General features: G+C 68.3%; 19 protein-coding genes. 9 read left to right on the top strand and 10 right to left on the bottom strand.

The window, feature by feature from the left end; all coding sequences use genetic code 11:
• Positions 1-17 precede the first annotated feature (17 nt).
• From ACFVHY_RS11225 to ACFVHY_RS11205, 5 genes are read left to right on the top strand one after another with little or no spacing between them, the layout of a single operon-like run.
• A complete protein-coding gene (locus tag ACFVHY_RS11225; RefSeq protein WP_390271741.1) occupies positions 18-1781 on the top strand; it encodes a nitrite/sulfite reductase in 1764 nt (587 codons plus the stop codon).
• Positions 1778-2527, top strand: coding sequence for a phosphoadenylyl-sulfate reductase (locus ACFVHY_RS11220; protein ID WP_205333882.1), 750 nt, complete (start codon positions 1778-1780; stop codon positions 2525-2527). The genes ACFVHY_RS11225 and ACFVHY_RS11220 overlap by 4 nt, the downstream gene beginning before the upstream one ends.
• The gene (gene cysD, locus ACFVHY_RS11215) at positions 2509-3501 is read left to right on the top strand and encodes a sulfate adenylyltransferase subunit CysD (RefSeq protein WP_390271739.1); all 993 of its coding nucleotides are present in this window, start codon (positions 2509-2511) and stop codon (positions 3499-3501) included. Before ACFVHY_RS11220 ends, cysD begins: the two co-directional genes overlap by 19 nt.
• On the top strand, positions 3501-4796 hold the full coding sequence (locus ACFVHY_RS11210; protein ID WP_390271737.1) for a sulfate adenylyltransferase subunit 1: 1296 nt from the start codon (positions 3501-3503) through the stop codon (positions 4794-4796). The genes cysD and ACFVHY_RS11210 overlap by 1 nt, the downstream gene beginning before the upstream one ends.
• Complete coding sequence (locus tag ACFVHY_RS11205) at positions 4793-5530, top strand: sirohydrochlorin chelatase (RefSeq protein ID WP_390271735.1); 738 nt, start codon at positions 4793-4795, stop codon at positions 5528-5530. The genes ACFVHY_RS11210 and ACFVHY_RS11205 overlap by 4 nt, the downstream gene beginning before the upstream one ends.
• Positions 5531-5922: 392 nt before the next feature.
• Here the strand turns inward: ACFVHY_RS11205 and ACFVHY_RS11200 are convergent, their stop codons facing one another.
• Positions 5923-6123, bottom strand: coding sequence for a hypothetical protein (locus ACFVHY_RS11200; RefSeq protein WP_055475487.1), 201 nt, complete (start codon positions 6121-6123; stop codon positions 5923-5925).
• A 151-nt stretch (positions 6124-6274) separates the two neighbouring features.
• Here ACFVHY_RS11200 and ACFVHY_RS11195 point away from each other — a divergent pair, with 151 nt between their 5' ends.
• Positions 6275-8281 carry a glycoside hydrolase family 15 protein gene (locus tag ACFVHY_RS11195; protein WP_390271733.1) on the top strand — a complete coding sequence of 669 codons (2007 nt, stop codon included), beginning with the start codon at positions 6275-6277 and terminating at the stop codon, positions 8279-8281.
• Between the two features lie 15 nt (positions 8282-8296).
• Here the strand turns inward: ACFVHY_RS11195 and ACFVHY_RS11190 are convergent, their stop codons facing one another.
• From ACFVHY_RS11190 to lepA, 3 genes are read right to left on the bottom strand one after another with little or no spacing between them, the layout of a single operon-like run.
• The gene (locus ACFVHY_RS11190) at positions 8297-9208 is read right to left on the bottom strand and encodes a cation diffusion facilitator family transporter (RefSeq protein ID WP_390271731.1); all 912 of its coding nucleotides are present in this window, start codon (positions 9206-9208) and stop codon (positions 8297-8299) included.
• Positions 9209-9221: 13 nt separating this feature from the next.
• Entirely contained in the window at positions 9222-11270 is a 2049-nt protein-coding gene (locus ACFVHY_RS11185; protein WP_390271729.1) for a M3 family metallopeptidase, read from the bottom strand.
• 32 nt (positions 11271-11302) lie between these two features.
• Positions 11303-13159 (bottom strand): translation elongation factor 4, encoded by a 1857-nt coding sequence (gene lepA / locus ACFVHY_RS11180; protein ID WP_390271863.1) that lies wholly within the window; start codon positions 13157-13159, stop codon positions 11303-11305.
• Between the two features lie 136 nt (positions 13160-13295).
• Between lepA and ACFVHY_RS11175 the strand changes: the two genes are divergently transcribed.
• Together ACFVHY_RS11175 and ACFVHY_RS11170 are read left to right on the top strand one after the other, a co-directional pair.
• Positions 13296-13976 carry an alpha/beta fold hydrolase gene (locus ACFVHY_RS11175; RefSeq protein ID WP_390271727.1) on the top strand — a complete coding sequence of 227 codons (681 nt, stop codon included), beginning with the start codon at positions 13296-13298 and terminating at the stop codon, positions 13974-13976.
• A gap of 2 nt (positions 13977-13978) precedes the next feature.
• On the top strand, positions 13979-14404 hold the full coding sequence (locus ACFVHY_RS11170) for a type II toxin-antitoxin system PemK/MazF family toxin (RefSeq protein WP_390271725.1): 426 nt from the start codon (positions 13979-13981) through the stop codon (positions 14402-14404).
• A 16-nt stretch (positions 14405-14420) separates the two neighbouring features.
• Here ACFVHY_RS11170 and ACFVHY_RS11165 read toward each other — a convergent pair whose 3' ends face one another.
• The 4 genes from ACFVHY_RS11165 to ACFVHY_RS11150 all read right to left on the bottom strand — a co-directional run bounded on the left by ACFVHY_RS11165 (position 14421) and on the right by ACFVHY_RS11150 (position 19376).
• The gene (locus ACFVHY_RS11165) at positions 14421-15269 is read right to left on the bottom strand and encodes a transglutaminase family protein (RefSeq protein WP_065631479.1); all 849 of its coding nucleotides are present in this window, start codon (positions 15267-15269) and stop codon (positions 14421-14423) included.
• The gene (locus tag ACFVHY_RS11160; RefSeq protein WP_058252096.1) at positions 15266-16243 is read right to left on the bottom strand and encodes an alpha-E domain-containing protein; all 978 of its coding nucleotides are present in this window, start codon (positions 16241-16243) and stop codon (positions 15266-15268) included. Before ACFVHY_RS11160 ends, ACFVHY_RS11165 begins: the two co-directional genes overlap by 4 nt.
• Positions 16240-18111: a circularly permuted type 2 ATP-grasp protein gene (locus tag ACFVHY_RS11155; RefSeq protein ID WP_390271723.1), complete on the bottom strand. Its 1872-nt coding sequence runs from the start codon at positions 18109-18111 to the stop codon at positions 16240-16242. Before ACFVHY_RS11155 ends, ACFVHY_RS11160 begins: the two co-directional genes overlap by 4 nt.
• A gap of 92 nt (positions 18112-18203) precedes the next feature.
• Positions 18204-19376 (bottom strand): sulfotransferase family protein, encoded by a 1173-nt coding sequence (locus ACFVHY_RS11150; protein WP_390271721.1) that lies wholly within the window; start codon positions 19374-19376, stop codon positions 18204-18206.
• A 238-nt stretch (positions 19377-19614) separates the two neighbouring features.
• On the opposite strand from ACFVHY_RS11150, the gene rpsT reads away from it, so the two are divergent.
• Positions 19615-19875, top strand: a complete 261-nt coding sequence (rpsT, locus tag ACFVHY_RS11145; protein WP_004023072.1) for a 30S ribosomal protein S20 — start codon at positions 19615-19617, stop codon at positions 19873-19875.
• Positions 19876-20082: 207 nt separating this feature from the next.
• On the opposite strand, the gene holA is transcribed toward rpsT, so the two are convergent.
• Entirely contained in the window at positions 20083-21051 is a 969-nt protein-coding gene (gene holA, locus ACFVHY_RS11140) for a DNA polymerase III subunit delta (protein ID WP_137808978.1), read from the bottom strand.
• An 87-nt stretch (positions 21052-21138) separates the two neighbouring features.
• Positions 21139-22536, bottom strand: coding sequence for a ComEC/Rec2 family competence protein (locus ACFVHY_RS11135; protein WP_390271719.1), 1398 nt, complete (start codon positions 22534-22536; stop codon positions 21139-21141).
• Between the last annotated feature and the right edge of the window lies 1 nt (position 22537).

The raw sequence follows: 22537 nt of genomic DNA, 5'->3' as shown, positions 1-22537 counted from the left end.
CCGGCACAGGAGAGTTCATGACGTCCACCACCGACGCCCCCGCCGCTTCCGGTCCGGGTGCACCGAACGACGCTGCCGCTGCCGAGCCGGCCGCCGCGAAGCCCGCGCGCCCGGCCCGCAAGGCCCGTCCGACCAAGCGCCGCGCCGAGGGTCAGTGGAAGCTCGGTTATCGCGAGCCGCTGAACCCCAACGAGCAGGTCAAGAAGGACGACAACCCGCTCAACGTGCGTGCGCGCATCGAGAACATCTATTCCAAGCAGGGTTTCGACTCGATCGACAAACAGGACCTGCGCGGCCGGATGCGCTGGTGGGGTCTCTACACCCAGCGCGCCGAGGGTTACGACGGCACCTGGACCGGCGACGAGAACATCGACATCCTCGAGGACAGTCACTTCATGATGCGGGTGCGCTGCGACGGCGGTGCGCTCAACGTCGCTCAGCTGCGCACCCTCGGTGAGATCTCCACCGAGTTCGCCCGCGACACCGCAGACCTCTCCGACCGCGAGAACGTCCAGTACCACTGGATCCGCATCGAGGACGTCCCGACGATCTGGGAGCGCCTCGAGGGTGTGGGGCTCCAGACCACCGAGGCCTGCGGCGACTGCCCCCGCGTCGTGCTGGGTTCCCCGCTCGCCGGCGAGTCCCTCGACGAGATCCTCGACCCCACCCCGGCCATCGACGAGATCGTCCGCCGCTACATCGGCGACCCGAAGTACTCGAACCTGCCGCGCAAGTTCAAGACCGCGATCTCGGGCCAGCAGGACGTGGTCCACGAGATCAACGACGTCGCGTTCGTCGGCGTCGTGCACCCCGAGCACGGCCCCGGACTCGACCTCTGGGTCGGCGGCGGACTGTCCACCAACCCGATGCTCGCCCAGCGCGTCGGCGCCTGGGTGCCGCTCGACGAAGTACCCGACGTCTGGGAGGCCGTGGTCTCGATCTTCCGCGACTACGGGTACCGGCGTCTGCGCGCCAAGGCGCGGCTGAAATTCCTCATCAAGGACTGGGGCATCGAGAAGTTCCGCCAGGTGCTCGAGGACGAATACCTGGGTCGCAAGCTGATCGACGGCCCGGCGCCGGAGAAGCCCGAGCGCCCGATCGACCACATCGGTGTGCAGAAGCTGAGCAACGGCCTCAACGCGATCGGCTTCTCCCCCATCGCCGGACGCGTCTCGGGCACGATCCTGACCAAGACCGCCGAGGCGGTCGCCGCGGCCGGTTCCGACCGTGTGCGCTTCACCCCGTACCAGAAGCTGATCGTCCTCGACGTCCCCGACGACAAGGTCGAGTGGCTGATCGACGAGCTCAAGCCACTCGGCCTACACGGCCGGCCGACCCGGTGGCGCCGTAACCTGTTGGCGTGCAGCGGCATCGAGTTCTGCAAGCTGTCGTTCACCGAGACCCGCAAGCGCTCGCAGGTCCTCGCCCCGGAACTGGACGAGCGGCTGGCCGACATCAACGCGAAGCTCGACGTGCCGATCACGGTGAACATCAACGGCTGCCCCAACTCCTGCGGACGGTCGCAGATCGCCGACATCGGCTTCAAGGGACAGCTCGTCGAGGACGCCGACGGCAACCAGACCGACGGCTTCCAGGTCCACCTCGGCGGCAGCCTGGGCCTGGACTCGGGTTTCGGTCGCAAGTTGCGCCAGCACAAGGTGCTGGGCACCGAACTGGGCGACTACATCGAACGCGTGGTCCGCAACTTCGTCGACCAGCGCGAAGAGGGTGAACGGTTCGCGCAGTGGGCCGTTCGTGCCGATGAGGAGGCGCTGCGATGACCATCGAGACCACCACCCGTACGGGCCGGCGCTTCAGCGAGGACCAGCTGCGGGACATCGCCGAGAAGGGCGCTGCGGACCTCGGTTCCGACGCCACCCCGGAGGAATTGATCCGCTGGACCGCGCAGACCTTCGGCACCAACTTCGTCGTCGCGTCGAACATGCAGGACGCGGCCCTGGTCGACCTCGCGGTGAAGAACATCGACCGTGAGCTCCTCGACGGAGACCCGGTCAAGGTGCTCTTCCTCGACACCGGGTACCACTTCGCCGAGACCATCGGCACCCGTGACGCCGTCGAGCAGGTGTACGGCGTGGAGATGGTGAACCTGACCCCCGAGCACAGCGTCGCCGAGCAGGACGAGCTGTTGGGGCGCAACCTCTTCGCGCGCGACCCGGGCGAATGCTGCCGACTGCGGAAGGTCGTGCCGCTCAAGGCCGGGCTCGCCGGGTACGACGCGTGGATCACGGGCATCCGTCGTGTGGAGGCACCGACTCGGGCCAACGCCCCGCTCATCTCCTTCGACGAGGGCTTCGGACTGGTCAAGATCAATCCGATCGCGGCCTGGTCCGACGAGACGATGCAGGACTACATCGACACCAACGGCGTGCTGGTGAATCCGCTCGTCGACGAGGGATACCCCTCCATCGGGTGCGCACCGTGCACCGCCAAACCCGAACCCGGATCCGATCCGCGCAGCGGCCGCTGGGCCGGTCGCGCCAAGACAGAATGTGGGCTGCACGCATGACCGTGACCGAAACACCGTCCGTTCCGGCGACGCCCGGCGTCGCCGCTGCCCAGACGAGCGGCGCCGCCGCCGCGGAGGCTGACGAGTTCACCACACTCGACGCCCTGGAGTCCGAGGCGATCCACATCTTCCGCGAGGTCGCGGGCGAGTTCGAGCGGCCGGTGATCCTGTTCTCCGGCGGCAAGGACTCCACCGTGCTCCTGCACGTCGCGCTCAAGGCGTTCTGGCCTGCGCCACTGCCCTTCTCGCTGCTGCACGTCGACACCGGGCACAACCTGCCCGAGGTCCTCGAGTTCCGTGACCAGGTCGTGGAACGGCACAACCTGCGGCTGCACGTGGCCAAGGTGGAGGACTACCTCGCCGACGGCCGGCTCACCGAGCGCCCCGACGGGGTCCGCAACCCGCTGCAGACCATCCCCCTGCTCGATGCCATCACCGAGAACCGTTTCGACGCGGTGTTCGGCGGCGGTCGCCGCGACGAGGAGCGGTCCCGCGCCAAGGAGCGGATCTTCTCGCTGCGCAACGCCTTCGGCCAGTGGGACCCGAAGCGACAGCGCCCCGAGCTGTGGAACCTCTACAACGGCCGCCACGCCCCGGGTGAGCACGTGCGGGTGTTCCCGCTGTCGAACTGGACCGAGCTCGACATCTGGCGCTACATCGCTCGCGAGCAGGTGCTCCTCCCGTCGATCTACTACGCCCACGAGCGCGAGGTCTACCAGCGCGACGGCATGTGGATGACCTCGGGAGTCTGGGGCGGTCCCCGCGAAGGCGAAGAGGTGCAGCGACTCTCGGTGCGCTACCGCACCGTCGGCGACGGCTCCTCGACCGGCGCGGTCCTCTCCGACGCCACGGACAACGAGGCCGTGCTCGCCGAGGTCGCCGCGTCGCGGCTGACCGAGCGTGGCGCCACCCGTGGCGACGACCGGGTCTCCGAGGCCGCCATGGAAGACCGTAAGCGCGAAGGATATTTCTGATGAAGCACGCTCCTGATCTCCTCCGCATCGCGACCGCGGGCAGCGTCGACGACGGTAAGTCCACGCTCGTGGGCCGCCTGCTGTACGACACGAAATCCGTTCTGGCCGACCAGATCGACGCGGTCACGAAGGCGTCGGTGGACCGCGGTCTCGACACCCCGGACCTGTCGCTGCTCGTCGACGGGCTGCGGGCCGAGCGCGAACAGGGCATCACCATCGATGTCGCCTACCGCTACTTCGCCACTCCCGCGCGCTCGTTCGTGCTCGCCGACACCCCCGGGCACGTCCAGTACACCCGCAACACGGTGTCGGGTGCGTCGACTGCGCAACTGGTGATCCTGCTCGTCGACGCCCGCACCGGCGTCGTCGCCCAGACCCGCCGCCACGCCGCGGTGATGGCCCTTCTCGGAGTGCCCCAGCTGGTGCTCGCGGTCAACAAGATCGACCTCGTCACCGACCAGGCGTCGGTGTTCGCCGAGATCTCCGCCGAATTCGCCGAACTCACCCGATCGCTGGGCTGGTCCGACGAGCAGGTCACCGCGATCCCGGTGTCGGCGCTGCACGGCGACAACGTGGCCCACCGCTCGGAGACCACCTCCTTCTACGACGGGCCGACACTCATCGAGCATCTCGAGACCGTGCCCAATCTGGTGGAGCGCAACGACGTCGGCCTGCGGTTCCCGGTCCAGTACGTCATCCGTCCCCGCACGCCGGAACACCCCGACTACCGCGGTTACGCGGGTCAGATCGCCGCCGGCCGGGTCTCCGTCGGCGACGAGGTGGTCGTCCTGCCGTCGGGGCAGCGGACCACCGTCAGCCAGATCGACACCGCCGACGGCGAATTGCCCACCGCGCACACCGGACGCAGTGTCACGATCCTGCTGGCAGACGACGTCGACATCTCGCGCGGTGACCTCATCGCCACCGCCGCCGACGCCCCGGAACCGTTGCAGCAGTTCAGCGCAACGGTCTGCTGGCTCGCCGAGAAGCCGCTGCGCCCGGGCGCTCGCCTGCTCCTCAAGCACGGCACCAAGACCACCCAGGCGATCGTCGGCGCCCTCGACGCGCTGTTCGACGAGCAGAACCTCGCCCTGGTGGAGGCACCGGAATCGGTGGAACTCAACCAGATCGTGCGGATCTCGGTGCAGACCGCCGAGCCGATCCCAGCCGACGACTACCAGGTCAACCGGGAGTCGGGCAGCTTCCTGCTCATCGACCCGCAGGGCGGGAACACGCTGGCCGCGGGCCTCGTGGGCGACGCCTTGGCGCCGCTCCATCTCAAAGAGTTGGTGTGACACCGACTCTCGTCCTCGCCGCACACGGCAGTCGCGATCCGCGTTTCGGCGCGACCGCGCGCCGCGTGCGTGACGCCGTCGCGTCGAGCCTGCCCGGTGTCGAGGTGGTGCTCTCCTATCTCGACCTCGACGAGCCACTCGTGGGCGACGTTCTCGGACAGCTGGGCGGGTCGGATTCGCCGCACCACGGTCCCGTCGTCGTACCGATGCTGCTGTCGGCGGGGTACCACCACAAGATCGACCTACCGTCGATCATCGCGTCGCGACGTCCGACCGCCCGGCAGACCGACGTCATGGGCACCCGATCGTTGGCCGGGGCACTGGCGGACCGTCTGGTCGAGGCCGGCCTCGGCCCGCGCGACGGGGTGATCCTGTCCGCGGTCGGGTCCTCCGACCCGGCCGCCGATCGCTCGGTGCGCCTACGGGCGATCGAACTGTCGACGCGGCTCCACCGTCCGGTCGAGGTGGTCTTCGCGACCAAGCTGGGGCCGCACGATCGCGCCGTCGTCTCGGCCGTGCGCCGACTCCGCGCCGGCGGTGCCCGACGTATCGCGGTGAGTCCGTACTTCCTGTCGGCCGGACTGCTCACCGAGCGGGTCGAGTCGGCCCTCGACGCCCTGGTCGACGACACCCTCGTCGCCGGTCCCCTCGGCACCCATCCGGACGTCATCGAGGCGATCGGGTCGCTCTACCGCGCGGCGGCGGATCAACGAGCTGTCCCCGCCGGACACTGAACCGTCCGCTCCTCCCGCTCCCTGATCCGGAAGAACGACATAGCCATTGCTCCCTGAGGAGCGCCCGGAGCTTGCGGAGGGCGCGTCACGAAGGGCCTGGCGACCGGGGTTGCGAAGACCCTTCGTGACGCTCGCAAGCTCGCTCCTCAGGGAGCAGTGAAGTGGCGCGCCTTCAGGCGCAGCGAGTTCGTCATACTGCGCATGGGCCGGAACACCACCCGCTCCCTGAGGAGGCCCGGAGCCTGCGGAGGGCCGTCACGAAGGGTCGCCGAACCCACCGATCAACCGGCGACGACCAGCTTGGGACGCTCAGCCCGTGACAAGCCAGGCGATGATGACCAGGACCAGCAGCGCCAGCAGCGCGAAGGTGACGGGCGAACGCAGTATCTTCTTCACAATCCGGTCCCGTCGTCGTCGGCGAAGCGGCGTCGGTCGACCAGCGTGGCGGCGGCGTCGACCAGCAGACTCAGCACGTAGGCGATGAGGATCGCCACCGGGATCACGACGGCGACGGTCACCAGCAACTGGGGCACGAAGGACAGGCCCGTGAGCCACTCCTCCACGCTGTCCCACCAGTCGAAGAACGCCGACACCTCATCACCCCGTCATCCGTGCATTCGTTCCCGCGGGGAGCCGTATATCCGTCCGCGGCATCTGCGTCACTCCGAGTCCGTGATCACCGCCACTGTCTCGCTCGCGGGAGCCGAGTGGCGTCGGCGAGAACCCGTCGTAATGATGGAACCCATGTCTGTCGCAGATGACTCCACCGTAACGTCCCTGCCGACCGTGCCGCCGCGGGCATCCGGGACCGCGGCCGACGCCGACGTCTCCCCGGCGGCTCCCCCGGCTCCGTCGCACACGAGCGCCTTCCCGCCGATCGGCGACTATGCGTTCCTGTCCGACACCGAGACCAACTGTCTCATCGCGCGCAACGGCTCCGTCGAGTGGATGTGCATACCCCGGCCCGACTCTCCGAGCGTTTTCGGTGCCATCCTCGACCGTAGTGCCGGCCACTTCCGACTGGCGCCCTACGGCGTGAACGTCCCGGTGGATCGGCGATACCTGCCCGGCAGCCTGATGGTCGAGACCACCTGGCAGACCGACACCGGTTGGATCATCGTCCGTGACGCACTGGTCATGGGTCCGTGGCACGACAACGAACGTCGCTCGAAGACGCACCGCCGGACGCCCACCGACTGGGACGCCGAGCACATCCTGCTGCGCACCGTGCGCTGCGTGTCCGGCACCGTCGAACTGCACATGAGTTGCGAACCCGCCTTCGACTACCACCGCGGGACGACGAAGTGGGAGTACTCGGGCCCGGCCTACGGCGAGGCGATCGCGACCGCCAAGGACACCGATGCCGACACGCCCACCCTGAAACTCACCACGGACCTCCGGCTCGGTCTGGAAGGTCGCGAAGCGCGGGCACGTACCCGGCTCGTCGAAGGCGACAACCGCTTCGTCGCACTCAGCTGGTCCCGGCAGCCGGCGCCGCAGAACTTCGAGGAAGCCGCCCAGAAGATGTGGGCGACAAGCGAGTCGTGGCGGCAATGGATCAACATCGGCAGCTTCCCCGATCATCCGTGGCGCTCACACCTGCAGCGTTCGGCCCTCACGCTGAAGGGACTCACCTACTCCCCGACCGGTGCGCTGCTCGCCGCCGCGACCACGTCGCTGCCGGAAACGCCTCAGGGCGAACGCAACTGGGACTACCGCTATGCGTGGGTGCGCGACTCCACCTTCGCCCTGTGGGGTCTGTACACGCTCGGTCTCGACCGGGAGGCCGACGACTTCTTCTCCTTCATCGCCGATGTCTCGGGCATCACCAACGGGGAACGTCATCCGCTGCAGGTGATGTACGGCGTCGGCGGCGAACGCACCTTGGAAGAGGAAGAGCTGACCCATCTCTCCGGCTACGACGGCGCCCGGCCGGTCCGCATCGGCAACGGCGCGTACAACCAGGCACAGCACGACATCTGGGGCACGATGCTCGACTCGGTGTACCTCAACATCAAGTCGCACGAAGCGGTGCCGGAGACGCTGTGGCCCGTGCTGAAGGCCCAGGTCGAAGAAGCGATCAAGCACTGGAAGGACCCCGACCGCGGCATCTGGGAGGTGCGTGGGGAGCCGCAGCATTTCACGTCGTCGAAGGTGATGTGCTGGGTCGCGCTCGACCGCGGGTCACGCCTCGCGACGATGCACGGCGAGCGGGCCCACGCGCGCGAGTGGGCGGCGATCGCGGAGGAGATCAGGGCCGACGTCCTGGCGCACGGGGTCAACGAGCGCGGGGTGTTCACCCAGCGTTACGGCGACGACGCGCTCGATGCCTCGTTACTACTCGTCCCGCTGCTGCGATTCCTGCCGCCGGACGACCACCGGGTGCGCGCAACGGTTCTCGCGATCGCCGACGAACTCACCGAGAACGAACTGGTGCTCCGCTACCGGGTCGAGGAGACCGACGACGGCCTCAGCGGCGAAGAGGGTACGTTCACCATCTGCTCGTTCTGGCTGGTGTCGGCCCTCGTCGAGATCGGCGAACTGCCACGGGCGAAGACGCTGTGCGAACGACTGCTGTCCTACTCGAGCCCGCTCAAGCTGTACGCCGAGGAGATCGACGCCAAGACCGGACAGCATCTCGGCAACTTCCCGCAGGCGTTCACCCACCTCGCCCTCATCAACGCGGTCATGCATGTGATCCGCGCCGAGGAAGCCGCCCACCAGGCCACCTTCCAACCGGCGAACCACTGACGCGACGACGACGACTCAGTCCAACCGCCAGTCCTCGTAGGCGCGTGGGTCGTTGATCGGTTCGACGTGCAGGGTCACGGTGAGATCGTCGACCGCGGCGCGGAGTTCGTCCTCGATCGTCTCGGCCAGGTCGTGCGCGCGCTGCACCGACCAGTCACCGGGGACGAGCATGTGCAACTGGACGAACCGTTCATGGCCGGCCTCCCGCGTGCGGACGTCGTGGAAGTCGATCCGGTCGGCGCGGTGACGCGCGAGGACGGCGTCGATCGCGGCGCGCAGGTCGTCGGGCAGCGCCGAGTCCATCAGTCCCGCACCGGATCGCCAGACCAGCCGTCCGCCCACGACGAGGATGTTGGCAGCCACCGTGATGGCGATCAGCGGGTCGAGCGGCAGCCAGCCGGTCACGGCGACCAGGAACACACCGACCACCACGCCGGCCGTCGTCCACACGTCGGTCATGAGATGCCGCCCGTCGGCTTCGAGGGTCAGCGACCGATGACGTCGACCGGCGCGGATGAGCACCCAGCCGACGACCGCGTTGACCACCGTCGCGCCCACCGAGATCGCCAGTCCCATGCCGACTTCGTCCAGTTCCTCCGGGTGGAGCAGGCGGTCGACGGCCGTCGCGACGATGACGACCGCCGCGACGACGATCATCACCCCCTCGAACACCGCTGAGAGGTACTCGGCCTTGGTGTGCCCGAAGTTGTGGCTCCGGTCCGGCGGCTTCGCCGCCACCCGCAGCGCGACGAACGCACCGATCGCCGCAACGAGGTTGACGGTGGACTCCAGCGCGTCGGAGAGCAGACCGACCGAGCCGGTGATCCGCCACGCGATCAGTTTGAGACCGATCACGACGATCGCGGTCACGATGCTCAGCACCGCGAACGCCGACAGGTCCCGGCGCGGGGTGCGCGTCGTCGTCATGACCGCGACCCGATCAGGCCGCGAGCCCCCGGCGCCGCAACAGCGGTTCGATGCGCGGCCGGCGACCGATCAGGCCCTGGTGTGCGACAAGCGGATCCACGCTGTCGCCGCGGGAGAGAGTGGCGTCGGCGAACCGGCGGCCGTTCTCGCGACGCAACCCGCCCTCGGCGAGGAACCACTGCTCGGTCTCGGCGTCGAGCACCTCCGACCAGATGTAGCTGTAGTAGCCGGCAGAGTAGCCGCCACCGAAGATGTGGTTGAAGTACGAGCTCCGGTAGCGCGGCGGGATCAGCTCGGTGTGCAGTCCCGCGTCGGTGAGCGCCCGCGCCTCGAAGGCCTCGACGTCGGCCACCGCCTCGGCCTCCGCCACCGACAACCGGTGCCAGGCCAGGTCCAGTGAGGATGCGGCGAGGTATTCGATGGTGCCGTGCGCGGACTCGGCTCCCGCCGACTCCCGCGCCGCATCGGCGAGCTCGGCCGGGATCGGCTCTCCGGTCTCGTGATGCCGGGCGTAGTTCGCCAGCACGTCCGGGTGCAGCGCCCACATCTCGTTCACCTGCGACGGGAACTCGACGAAGTCCCGCGGTACCGATGTCCCGGATTGCGACGGGTAGTCGACCGACGACAGCAACCCGTGCAGGGCGTGCCCGAACTCGTGGAAGAGCGTGGTGAGCTGATCCATCGTGAGCAGACACGGTTGTCCGGCATCGGATTTGGTCAGGTTCAGCACGTTCACGATGATCGGCTGGGTGTGCAGGACCGACGACTGGTCGACGATGTTGTTCATCCACGCCCCGCCGCGTTTCGACGGCCGGGCGAAGAAGTCGCCGAGGAAGAGTCCGATACCGACGCCCGCGTCGTCGCGTACCTCCCAGGCGCGCACATCCGGGTGGTACAGCGGGAGATCGGTGATCTCCCGAAAGCTGAGGCCGTACAGCTTGTTCGCGGCGAAGAAGACACCCCTGGTCAGCACCGCGTCCAGTTCGCAATAGTTCGCGAAGTCGTCGAGCGGCACCGCCGAGTGCGACCGCTTCTCCCGATCGAGCCAGAAGGTGAGATCGGCGGGGCCGATCGGCGCGTCACCCGCGAACTCGGTGAGCCGGGTGAGTTCGCGGCCACCGGCACGCATGGCCGAGGAGTTGAGCTCGCGCAGCATGTCGTCGACGGCACCCGGGTCCGGCGCCGTCTGCTCGGCGATCACGTATTCGGCGTGGTCCCGGTAGCCGAGCATCTCTGCTCGGCGTGCCCGCAGGCGGACGATCTCGAGGACCAGTTCCCGGGTGTCGTGTTCGTTGCCTCGGGCGCACCGCCCCACCGACGCGTCGAACACCCGCCGGCGCACATCGGCATTCGTCAATTCGGCGAGCACCGACTGGCTCGTCGGGAGCTCGAGCGTGAGGAGGTATCCGCTGTCGTGCCCGGCCTCGCCGGCGGCGCGGCGGGCGGCGGCGATCTGTCCGGCGGACAGACCCTCGAGTTCGGCCGCGTCGTCGACCAGCACCGCCGAGTCGTTGGTGTCGTCGAGGATCTTCTGGGAGAACGTCGTCGTGAGATAGGCCAGGCGGGAGGCGATCTCGCGCATCTCACGCTGCGCGTCGGGGTCGAGTCCGGCTCCGGCGCGGACCGATTCCCGGTACCGCTTGTCGAGCAACCGGCGCTGAGCTTCGGTGAGATCGAGTTCGTCGGCGCGCGAGTGGAGGTCGGAGATCCGTTCGAAGAGAACCGGATTCATCGCAATCGTGTTCGTGTGATCGGTCAGGAGCGTCGACAGCTCCTGGGAGATCTCGTTGCGTCTGGGGTTCGTGTCGGGCCCGACGAGGTTGAAGAAGATCCCCGACGCCCGGGCCAGGTCGCGCCCCGACAACTCCAGGGCTTCGATCGTGTTGGCGAAGGTGGGCGCCGCGGGGTCGGCCGCGATCGCCTCCACCTCGGCCACATGCGACGCCATGGCCTCGGTGAACGCCGGCAGGAAGTCGTCGTCGGCGATCGACGCGAAGTCGGGGAGGTCGTAGGGCAGGCCGCTTTGCGCCAGTACCGGATTGGTGCCCTGTGCTGCGGTCATCGTCTCCCCGCTCCCGGTCTGCCCGTCGCCCATCACTTCCCCTTCGGCTTGTCACCCACCGCGTCGGTGGAGAGCGCGGCCACGAAGGCCTCTTGCGGGACCTCGACGCGGCCGATGGTCTTCATCCGCTTCTTGCCCTCTTTCTGCTTCTCGAGCAGTTTGCGCTTACGGCTGATGTCGCCGCCGTAGCACTTCGCGAGCACGTCCTTGCGGATGGCTCGGATGTTCTCTCGCGCAATGATCTTCGAGCCGACGGCGGCCTGCACCGGAACCTCGAACTGCTGACGCGGGATGAGCTCCTTGAGCTTTATCGCCATCCGATTGCCGTAGGCATACGCCGCGTCCTTGTGGACGATCGCACTGAACGCGTCGACGGCCTCGCCCTGCAGCAGGATGTCGACCTTCACCAGATCGGCTTCCTGCTCGCCCGCCTCCTCGTAGTCGAGACTGGCGTAGCCACGCGTCCGCGACTTCAAGGCGTCGAAGAAGTCGAAGATGATCTCGGCCATGGGCAGCGTGTACCGCAGTTCCACGCGCGTCTCCGACAGATAGTCCATACCGCCGAGCTCACCTCGACGGGACTGACACAGCTCCATGATCGCGCCGATGAATTCGCTCGGCGCGATCACGGTGGTCTTGACGATGGGTTCGTAGATGTGCCGGGTCTTGCCTTCCGGCCAGTCCGACGGGTTGGTCACCACATGCTCCGAACCGTCTTCCATCACCACCCGGTAGACGACGTTGGGGGCGGTCGAGATCAGGTCGAGGTTGAATTCGCGCTCGAGACGCTCGCGGGTGATCTCCATGTGCAGCAGGCCGAGGAAGCCGCAGCGGAACCCGAAGCCGAGCGCGACCGAGGTCTCCGGCTCGAAGGTCAGGGCGGCGTCGTTGAGCTGCAGCTTCTCGAGCGCCTCACGCAGGACCGGGTAGTCGGAGCCGTCGAGCGGGTACAGCCCCGAGTAGACCATCGGGCGCGGCTCGCGGTACCCCGTCAGCGCCTGCTCGGCACCCCGGCGGGCGGTGGTGACGGTGTCGCCGACCTTCGACTGGCGGACGTCTTTCACGCCGGTGATGAGGTAGCCGACCTCGCCGACGCCCAGACCCTTGGTCGGCTTCGGCTCCGGGGACACGATGCCCACCTCGAGCAGCTCGTGCGTGGTGCCGGTCGACATCATCAGGATCTTCTCCCGCGGCACGATCTTGCCGTCGACGACACGGACGTAGGTGACCACGCCGCGATAGGTGTCGTACACCGAGTCGAAGATCATCGCGCGCGCCGGGGCGTCGGGGTCGCCCACCGGAGCCGGCACCTTCCGGATGACCTCGTCGAGCAGCTCGGTGACCCCGACGCCGGTCTTGCCCGACACACGCAGCACGTCCTCCGGCTCGCAGCCCACGATGTGCGCGAGTTCGGCAGCGTAGCGCTCGGGGTCGGCCGCGGGCAGGTCGATCTTGTTCAGCACCGGGATGATGGTGAGGTCGTTCTCCATCGCCAGATACAGGTTGGCGAGGGTCTGGGCCTCGATGCCCTGCGCGGCGTCGACGAGCAGGACAGCTCCCTCGCACGCCTCCAGAGCGCGGGACACCTCGTAGGTGAAGTCGACGTGCCCGGGGGTGTCGATGAGGTGCAGGACGTAGTCCTCGTCACCCTCCGCCGACTTCACCGTCCACGGCAGGCGCACGTTCTGCGCCTTGATGGTGATGCCGCGCTCGCGCTCGATGTCCATCCGATCGAGGTACTGCGCCCGCATCTGCCGCTCTTCGACGACGCCGGTGAGCTGCAGCATCCGGTCTGCCAGCGTCGACTTGCCGTGGTCGATGTGGGCGATGATGCAGAAGTTCCGGATACGTGCCGGATCGGTGAAGGTGGTGTCGGCGAAGGTGGGAATGGAACTACTCCTCGAACGAGAACTTCGGTAGCGAACGGGTACGGATACGGGATGTGCTCCAGTTTCTCATGAGCGGCGCCGGCGGCGCGTCGGGCCACGTCGCCGCGGGGTCCGCGAACACCCGGGAGGCGCTACGGTGGCAGCCGTGTCCGCGTCCACCGTCACCACCATCGAGTCCGACGACGTCGCCGCCGAGGTACACCGCCCGGGGATCCCGGCACGTGCCACGCTCGTCCTCGCCCACGGCGCAGGTGGCAACCGCGACGCCGTGATCCTGCGTGCCCTGGCCGAGGAACTGTGCGACCGCGGGTTCGTCGTCGCCCGGATCGACCTGCCGTATCGACGGCGCCGGCCCAAGGGCCCGCCCAGCCCGTCCACCGCCGCCGCCGACCGGGACGGCATCCGTGCCGCGTGCGCGACGCTGCGCGCCGAGTCCGACGGGCCGCTGATCGTCGGTGGCCACTCCTATGGCGGGCGACAGTCCTCGATGGCCGTCGCCGAGGACGGAACAGCTCTGGCCGACGGCCTGCTGCTGACGTCGTATCCGCTGCATCCGCCGGGCAAGCCCGACCGACTACGCACCGAACACCTGCCGTCGATCACCGTCCCCACCCTCGTGGTCCACGGGAGCACCGACCCGTTCGGCACCACCGACGAAATGACCCGCGCGATCGGCCTCATCGACGCGCCGACACACATCGTCGAACTCGAGCAGGTCGGACACGACCTCAACCCGAAGAGAAAACCCACCGCAGCCCTCACCGCGGACGCGGTCGAGGACTTCCTGCTACCCCGCATCTCCGGAGAGGACTCCTGACGGTGACCAGTCGCGACGCCCGGCCCGCACTTCGGCCGACAACCGATCTCGCCCGCACCATCAGCTACTCCCCCGACCTCGACGGCGACGCCGACCCCGGCGAGATCGTGTGGACCTGGGTCGCCTACGAGGACGACCCGAACCAGGGTAAGGACCGGCCGGTCCTGGTCGTCGGCCGGGACGCCCGGGCCGACCGGTCCGACACCGTGCTCGGGCTCATGCTGTCGAGCAAGGACCACCGGGATGACGGCAACTGGCTTCCCGTCGGGTCGGGCGCATGGGATTCCCAGGGCCGGCCGAGCTTCGTGTGCCTCGACCGTGTACTCGTCGTCGACGACGACGGCATCCGCCGGGAAGGCGCGATCCTCGACCGCACGACGTTCGACGCCGTTGCGCAGCAACTCCGCCGGCACTACGGCTGGCGGTGACCCGGAGGACGAAACCCTAGGCGAGCCGGGTGATCTCGACGATGACGTCGAGGTCGGTCGCGCCGCCGCCGGTGTAGATGCCCTTCAGCGGCGACACATCGGCGTAGTCACGACCCACACCCACCGACACATGCTGCTCGGTGATCGGGGTGTCGTTGGTCGGGTCGTATCCCCACCAGCCGCCCGTCCACGCCTCGATCCAGGCGTGACTCTGACCCTGCACCGTCTTGTCGATCTCGGCGTCGGGTTCGGGATGGAGATAACCCGACACGTACCGGGCGGGGATGCCGAGCCCGCGGAGCATCAGCAGGGTGAGATGCGCGTAGTCCTGACACACGCCCTTGCGATCGGTCCACGCGTCGACAGCCGTGGTGTGCACACCCGTCGTCCCTGGGACGTATTCCATCTCGGTGTAGATGAAGCGGCACACGGCCTCGACAGCCTCCTGGGGCGTCAGTCCCTTGGTGACCTTCTTCGCGGTCGAGAGCAACTGCCTGTTACGGGCGACGAACTCCGTGTAGGACAGCATCTCGTCGTAGCGGTCCTTGATCGCCTCGCCGTTGATGTCGTCCCACGACACCTGATCCTCTTCGTCGGGGCGTTGTCCGGCCTCGGTTTCGACGACCGACAGCCCCGAGACCTCGAGTTCGTTGTGCGGCGCGTGCAGATCGAAGGCGGTGACCGCGGTACCCCAGTAGTCGGTGTACCGGTAGGACCTCGTCGCCGGGACGGTCTCGACCCGGTTGACGATCACGTTCTGGCGGGCGTCGCTGCGCGGGGTGAGCCGGGCTTCGTTGTACGACGAGGTGACCGGACTGTGGTAGGCGAAACCCGTGGAATGGACAACACGCAGACGCCAGCTCACAGCTCACTCTCCTCGATGACATGCCCGTCGCTGACGCGGGCGTCGGCCCACGAGACATAAGGCGACACATGGAAATACTGCTTCGTGACCGCCTCGTTGACCGCTCGGCAGGTGTCCTGCAGGTCGACGAGCCGGTCCTGCAGATCGTCGAGCAACTTCCCGGGCTCGAGGAACTCGAGCGAACTGCGCGCGCGGCCCAGCAGCAACTGCGCCTCGGCCTGGGCCCCGACGCGGCTCGGCCCACTCTCGAGCTGGCCCAGATTGCGCTCGGCGACGCTGAGGGCGTGGAAGATCGACCGTGGGAACAGCCGGTCGAGAAGCATGAACTCGACGATGTTCTCCGCGTCCAACACACCGCGGTAGGTGCGCAGGAAGGTGTCGTGCCCGCCGGCGGACACGAGGACGTTCACCCAGGCCGGCGACGTCGTCCGATCTCCGGCGCGGGACAGCAACATCCGGATGGTCATGTCGACCCGCTCCACCGACCGACCCAGCAGCAGATACCGGTAGCCGTCGTCGTGGCTGAGCGTGGCGTCGGCGAGGCCCGCGAACATCGCCGCCCGGTTCTTCACGTACGACAGGAACTCGTGGGGACCGAGGCGACGCGAGCGCCGCTCGGCGCCGTCGAGTCCGTTGTAGGTGGTGTTCAGGCATTCCCACAACTCGCTGGACGTGACTTCCCTTGCGCCCCGGGCGTTTTCCCGCGCCGCCCGGATCAGGTCGACGATCGACCCCACCGCGTCGGCGTCGTAGGCGACGCGTTCGGTCAGCGACCAGACGTCGAGCTCGTCGTCGTCCTCCGGCGCGGTGAGTCCGAGCACCTGGATGATCAGGCGTGCCTGCCGGTCGACGTCGACCGTGGTGTCCTCGAGGATCTGGTGGATCGCGACATCGAGGATGCGCGCCATGTCGTCGGCGCGCTCGACGTATCTGCCGATCCAGTAGAGCGATTCGGCGTTCCGCGCCAGCATCATCGGACATCACCGCTCTGCTGCTGGGTCATGTCGCCGGACGCGGTCGTCGGATTCGGTTGCGGCGTCATGCCACCCATCTGCTGCGTCATGGAACCCATCTGCTGCGTCATCGAACCCTGCTGTTGCTGTTGAGTCTGCGTGTGCACCGGGTCGGGGGCGCTCTCCGCCGGCCGGGCGGCGGCGACTCCGCTCGTCGTCACGACCTTCGCACCCGACAACTCCCGGTCCCCCTCGGAGGTACGCGAGGCCAGCACCCAGGTGTCCTTGGAACCGCCGCCCTGGCTCGAGTTGACGACGAGCGATCCCTCCGGCAGCGCCACCCGGGTCAGGCCGCCGGGCAGGACCCACACGGACTCACCGTCGTTGACCGCGAACGGACGCAGGTCAACATGGCGCGGTCGGATGTCGTCACCGATCTTCGTCGGTACCGTCGACAGCTGCACGACCGGCTGCGCGATCCACCCGCGCGGATCGTTGCGGACCTTGCGTGCCAGTGCGTCCAATTCGGCGCCGGTCGCGTCGGGGCCGAAGACGATGCCGTAACCGCCCGATCCCTCAACGGGTTTCACGACGAGTTCGTCGATGCGGTCGAGTACCTCCTCGCACTCGTCGGGGAGCCAGCAGCGCAGCGTGTCCACGTTCTGGAGACTCGGCTTCTCGCCGAGGTAGTACTGGATGATCTCCGGGACGTAGGTGTAGATCAACTTGTCGTCGCCGACGCCGTTGCCGACCGCACTGGAGATCACCACGTTGCCCGCGCGTGCGGCGTTCAGCAGCCCCGCCACGCCGAGCATCGAATCGGGGCGGAACTGCATGGGATCCAGGAAGTCGTCGTCGATGCGGCGATAGATGACATCGACCCGCTGCTCCCCCTCGGTCGTGCGCATGTACACGACGTTGTCGCGGCAGAACAGGTCACGGCCCTCGACCAGCTCGACGCCCATCAGGCGTGCGAGGAGCGAGTGCTCGAAGTAGGCGGAGTTGGCCACGCCCGGGGTGAGCACGACGATGTTCGGGTCGGCCTCGTTGAACGCCGCCGACGCCCGCAGTGCGCGCAGGAGGTGGCTCGGATAGTCGGCGACCGCACGCACCTTGTGTTTCGAGAACAGATCCGGGAAGACGCGGGCCATCGCGCGCCGGTTCTCGAGCACATAGGAGACGCCCGACGGCGACCGCAGATTGTCCTCGAGGACCCGGAAGTCGCCGTTCTCGTCGCGGATCAGGTCGATACCCGCGACGTGGATGCGAACACCGTTGGGCGGCCGGATGTTTGCCGCCTGTCGATGAAAGTGCTCACAGGAGTGGACGAGTCGCTTGGGCAATACCCCGTCGCGCAGGATCTCCTGCTCGCCGTAGATGTCGTCGAGGAAGAGTTCCAGCGCCTGTACGCGCTGGGTGATACCCGCCTCGAGCTTGTTCCACTCCGCCGCCGAGATCACCCGTGGCACAACATCCAACGGGAAGGGGCGTTCCTTGCCGGACAGCGAGAACGTCACACCCTGGTCGAGATAGGCACGCCCGAGGGCCTCCACACGGGCCTCCACGAGGTCGGACTGATCCTCGTCGGCCATGGCCTTGTAGATACCGCGGTACGGTGTCCGCACCTCGCCGGCGGCATCGAACATCTCGTCATATGCCTTGCCGTACGGGCCTTTTGCGTACCCGCCGAAGTTGCCGGTGAAGTTCTCCCCGGTGGTTGCGTCGCCCGCGCCCTTCGCCGACCGGCTGCCGGAACCGGAACCGGAACCCTTGGTCGAACCGGACTTGGCGGAGGCCGTCCGTCCCGACGAGGCGGACGACGCCGCTTTCGCGGCTGCGGACTTACGCGCCGCCTTCTTGGCTGGCGCACTTGTCGATGCGGGGGTCATAAACTGCCATGGTGCTACAGAATGCCGAAATCGGCAGGACGTCGACCGGCCGTGTCATCGACGAAGCCGCACCGCCGTTCCGGGGCCACCGATCAGGATGATCGGCGCGCAGCGATCACCCGCCGCTTGACCCTGCGCACCACATTCGCCGCCCGCGTCCGCGCACGGGGTCCGACCTTGGGCAAGGGCGCCGCGAGCACCATCGCCGCGATCGTGTCGAGCGCGACGTCGAGCACCTCGCCGTCCGACGGCGGCGGTACGTCGCCGGCGTCGTGTTCGGGCGACACCACCAGATCGTCGAGGTCACCGACGACGTCGTAGCCGGCGTCGCGGACCGCCGCGACCATTCGCCGGGACTCCCCCGCCGCCCACCCCCGGCTCTTGTCCGAGAGTCCCTGCGGCGGGCCGGACGGCGCCTCGAACAGGATCTCCCCGATCACCTGCCCCTTGATGATCCGCTCGTATCGGCGCCACTCGATGACGTCCGGCTGCAGGCGGCGGTTGAGGCCGCGCAGGAACTCGGCCTGCGGCGCGGACAGCGAGCTGTTCAGGCTGGGGACCGGGATCCGCAGCGGGACCGGATCGATGTTCATCGCGCGCAGGAACCGATCCCAGAGCGTGTCGCCCGACGCAGCCCCGCGGGGCGGCACCGTGACGATGTGGACGCGCTCGGGTCCGACGACGCGCGACCACCGTTCCAGGATGCCGACGTAGTCCTGGAACTCCCAGAACGGCTCCTCGTCGACCTCGTCGGCCGGGGCATCGTCAGCGGGGGTACTGACGACGACGGGACCGCCGGTCCGGCGCCCCTCGGAAGCGAAGGCCACCGAATCCACGAACTCGTCGAACGACGCGCGGCGCTGGTTCTTCACGTTCTCCTGCCACACGGACGGGAGTTGGCGGCCGAGGTCGCGGACGGTCGCGATCACGTGGACCTCGTCGGCGAAGGACAGGTCGGCCATCAACCGTTCGATCTGGTCGACGGTCGCGGTGCTGTACAGCTCGTGCGACAGTAGCGAGATCTGCGGCCAGGCCCGGATCTGACCGAGGAGCGTCGGCCAGGTGCCGGCGAAGGCGGGATCGACCCAGTCGAGGTAGCGCTCCGGCTGCAGATGCACCGCGGCGTGGAAGTGATCGGAGATCACGTTGCCCGGGTACAGCAGCCCGGAGGATTGCAACGCCAGGTCGCGGTTTCGCCAGAGGCGATCCTGGAGGTGTGTGGTCCCGGTTTTGGGAAGGCCGATGTGTACGTAAACGACGGACATGATGGGTCCACCGTAGACATAAGTTCACGATGATTCTTATTGGCCGACGCGGCGGCCCGTCGTTCCCGACGCATGGATTTTGGCGGGCTGACCCCGGCTGGTAATGTTGTGCGCTGTTGCGGTGACGCCGTGGAGATGCTTCACGCGCCGACACCGCCCGGTGCGAGTTCAGCCCCAGGGCCGACCGCCCGACCCGAACAGACAGACATATCCACCAGCAACGACAGAGGTAACACGCGTGGCAAACATCAAGTCTCAGATCAAGCGCAATCGCACCAACGAAGCGAACCGTCAGCGCAACCAGTCGGTGAAGTCGGCCCTTCGTACCGCCATCCGCAGCTTCCGTGAGGCTGTCGAGTCCGGCGACAAGGCGAAGGCCGCCGAGCTCGGCCAGACCGCCAGCCGCAAGCTCGACAAGGCTGCCAGCAAGGGCGTCATCCACGCCAACCAGGCCGCCAACAAGAAGTCGGCCATCGCCCTCGCGGTCAACAAGCTCTGATCTGACACCGACCCCGGTCGGTCCGACGGTTGATCCGTCGCCACATCTGCATACCTCGCTCACCCCGGCAGCATCCACGCGGTTGCCGGGGTGATCGACGTTTCTGTCTGGCGTTCCACCGCTGGTTGAGCCGGCCCCGAGCGGAGCGAGGCGCCGAGTCGAAGCCACTCCCGTCCGACGGCCGACTGAAGACCCGGCCGCGTGGCGTCAGCTCCGCCGGCGCCCGTCCGGCCGGAGCTCGGCGACCGTGGCGACGGCGTGGGTGAGGCTGTAATCGGGGTCGGCGGCCTGCCCCTTCACGTCCGCGTTGAGCGCGGCGACCACGCCGACCGCCCGCGCGATCGATTCCGCATCCCACGCCTTGGCCTTCGCCTGCACGTTCTTGACCCGGTTGGGCGGCATGCCGAGTTCGCGGGCCGCATCGAAGTGGTTGATCGACCCCATGGGCCGGATGCGCGCGATGGCGTGGACGGCCTCGGCGAGGGCGTCGGCCAGCAGCACCCGCGGCACGCCGTGGTGCAGTGCCCAGGCCAGGGATTCCAGTGCTCCGGCACGGTCGCCCGTCACCGCCCGGTCGGCCACCTCGAATCCGGTCACCTCGGGACGGCCCTGGTAGTACAGGCGCACGGTGTCGCGATCGACCTTGCCGCCGGTGTCGGCCACGAGTTGCGCGCACGCGGCGGCCAGCTCGCGCAGTTCCGATCCGACGCCCTCGACAACCTGCTCGACGACATCGGCGCCGACCTTCACGCCCAGCGAACGGAACTCGTTGCGCACGAACGTCATCCGCTCCGACGGCCACTTCGGGGCGGTCGTCTCGTGTTCGACGGCCCCGGCCTTCTTCAAGGCGGGGACCATCGACTTCGCCCGGCCCCCGCCGTGATGGATCACCATCAGCGTGATGCCCTCGGGCAGCGACGACGCGGTCGCGGCGATGAGCGCGGCCGGCTCCTTGCCCGCGTCGGCGGCGGCCTCGACGACAACGATCCGCTCTTCGGCGAACAGCGACGGACTGAGCAGCTCCGCGAGTTCGTGTTCGCTCACGTCGCCGGCACGTACCCGGGTCACCGGCACCGGGGTGCCCGCTGCTTTCGACGCGGCGTCGACCACGGCCGAGATCACCCGGCCGGTGAGGAAGTCGTCGTCTCCGAGCAGCAGGTGCAGGCGATCGGTCACGGCGACAATGGTGCCAGACGGTGCCGACACGGTCGCAGCGCCCGACGCCGGCGGTCGGCCACGCGACACGACGGAGCGTCGCAAGCCTCATCCGAACGGCGACCACACCTCCACACTCGCCCAGCCCACTCCGCCGAGGGTGCGCGCGCACGCGACCATCCACCACAGCTCGGGCGCGAGGGCACGCACCAGCAGCTCCCCGACGAACGCGCCGGGTCCGTCGGGCGGACCGATCGCGCCGATGAGTGCGGCGAGGGTGCCGACCACGCTGATCACCGCGACCACCGGGGCGACCAGCAGGTTCGCGACGATTCCCACCACCGAGAACGTGCCGGTCACCACGACCACGATCGGCGCCGTCACCACCTGCGCGGTGACCGCCATCGCGATCACCTCGGCGACACCGGGCGGACAACGCCACTCGCGCAACCGGTCACGGAGTCGCGGGGCCCACAGCACGATGGCGGCGGTGGCAGCGACCGACAAGGCGAACCCCGGTTGCAGCGCCAGTTCGGGCCACCACAGGAGTCCGCCGACGACCGCCGCACCGAGCGCCGGGAACGCCTGCGCTCGACGAGAGGCGAAGAGCGCCAACACACCCACCGCTCCCATCAACGCGGCACGCACGACACTAGGCGACGGCCGGACGAGCACCACGAATGCCAGGATCACCACCAGCCCGACGACCGCGGCCGCCCGCGGTGGCACACCCACACTGCGAACCACGAGAAGCGCTGCCCCGCACACGATCGCGAAATTGCTGCCGCTCACCGCGGTCAGATGGCTCAGGCCGGCGTCGCGGAAATCGTCCCGCAGGCCGTCGTCGAGGGAGCTCTCGTCACCGAGCACGAGGCCGGGCAGGAGTCCGGCCGCATCCTCGTCGAGCGCCCGCGCGGCCAACACCTGCAACCGCTCCCGGATCGCGCCGGCCACCTGCTGGTGAGCGGGCGGCGCGCCGACGATCCGGGGCTGCTGCGCAGTCAGGGTCGCCACCAGAAGCGAGTGCTCGGGCGGGGGCCGCACCCGCGCGACCGTGACCACCCGTTGCCCGGGCAACAGTCCCGACCACTCCCCGAGATCGCCCATCACGTCGGCAGAAGCCGTCGGAACACGATGCGAACCAACCTGTTCCACGTCGACGCGCAGACGGACGCGTCCGGCCGACGACGGCCCGACGACCACCGGATCACCACGCACGGTCAGCACGACCGTCGACTTCTTGGTCGACGCGGCCAGCGGGTGGTCGGCGCGGACCTCCTGCCGGATCGCCAACGAGGTCGCGCACACCGCCGCGAGTCCGGCCACGACGATGATCAAACCGACCGCGTCCCATCCGAACCGGCCGCCGGCACAGACCAGCGTGCCGACCGAGGCCACCGCGCCCGAACAGATCGCCAGCCCGAGCGTGTACGCGGGCGGCATCACCAGCCCGAACGCCGTCACCGACCACACCGCCATCGCCGGTACCAGCAGGCGGTAGTCCACC

Origin of the sequence: Gordonia sp. NPDC127522 (assembly GCF_042672305.1) — a bacterium.
GTDB lineage: Bacteria > Actinomycetota > Actinomycetes > Mycobacteriales > Mycobacteriaceae > Gordonia > Gordonia hongkongensis.
This window is presented reverse-complemented; position numbering and strand designations above follow the sequence as displayed.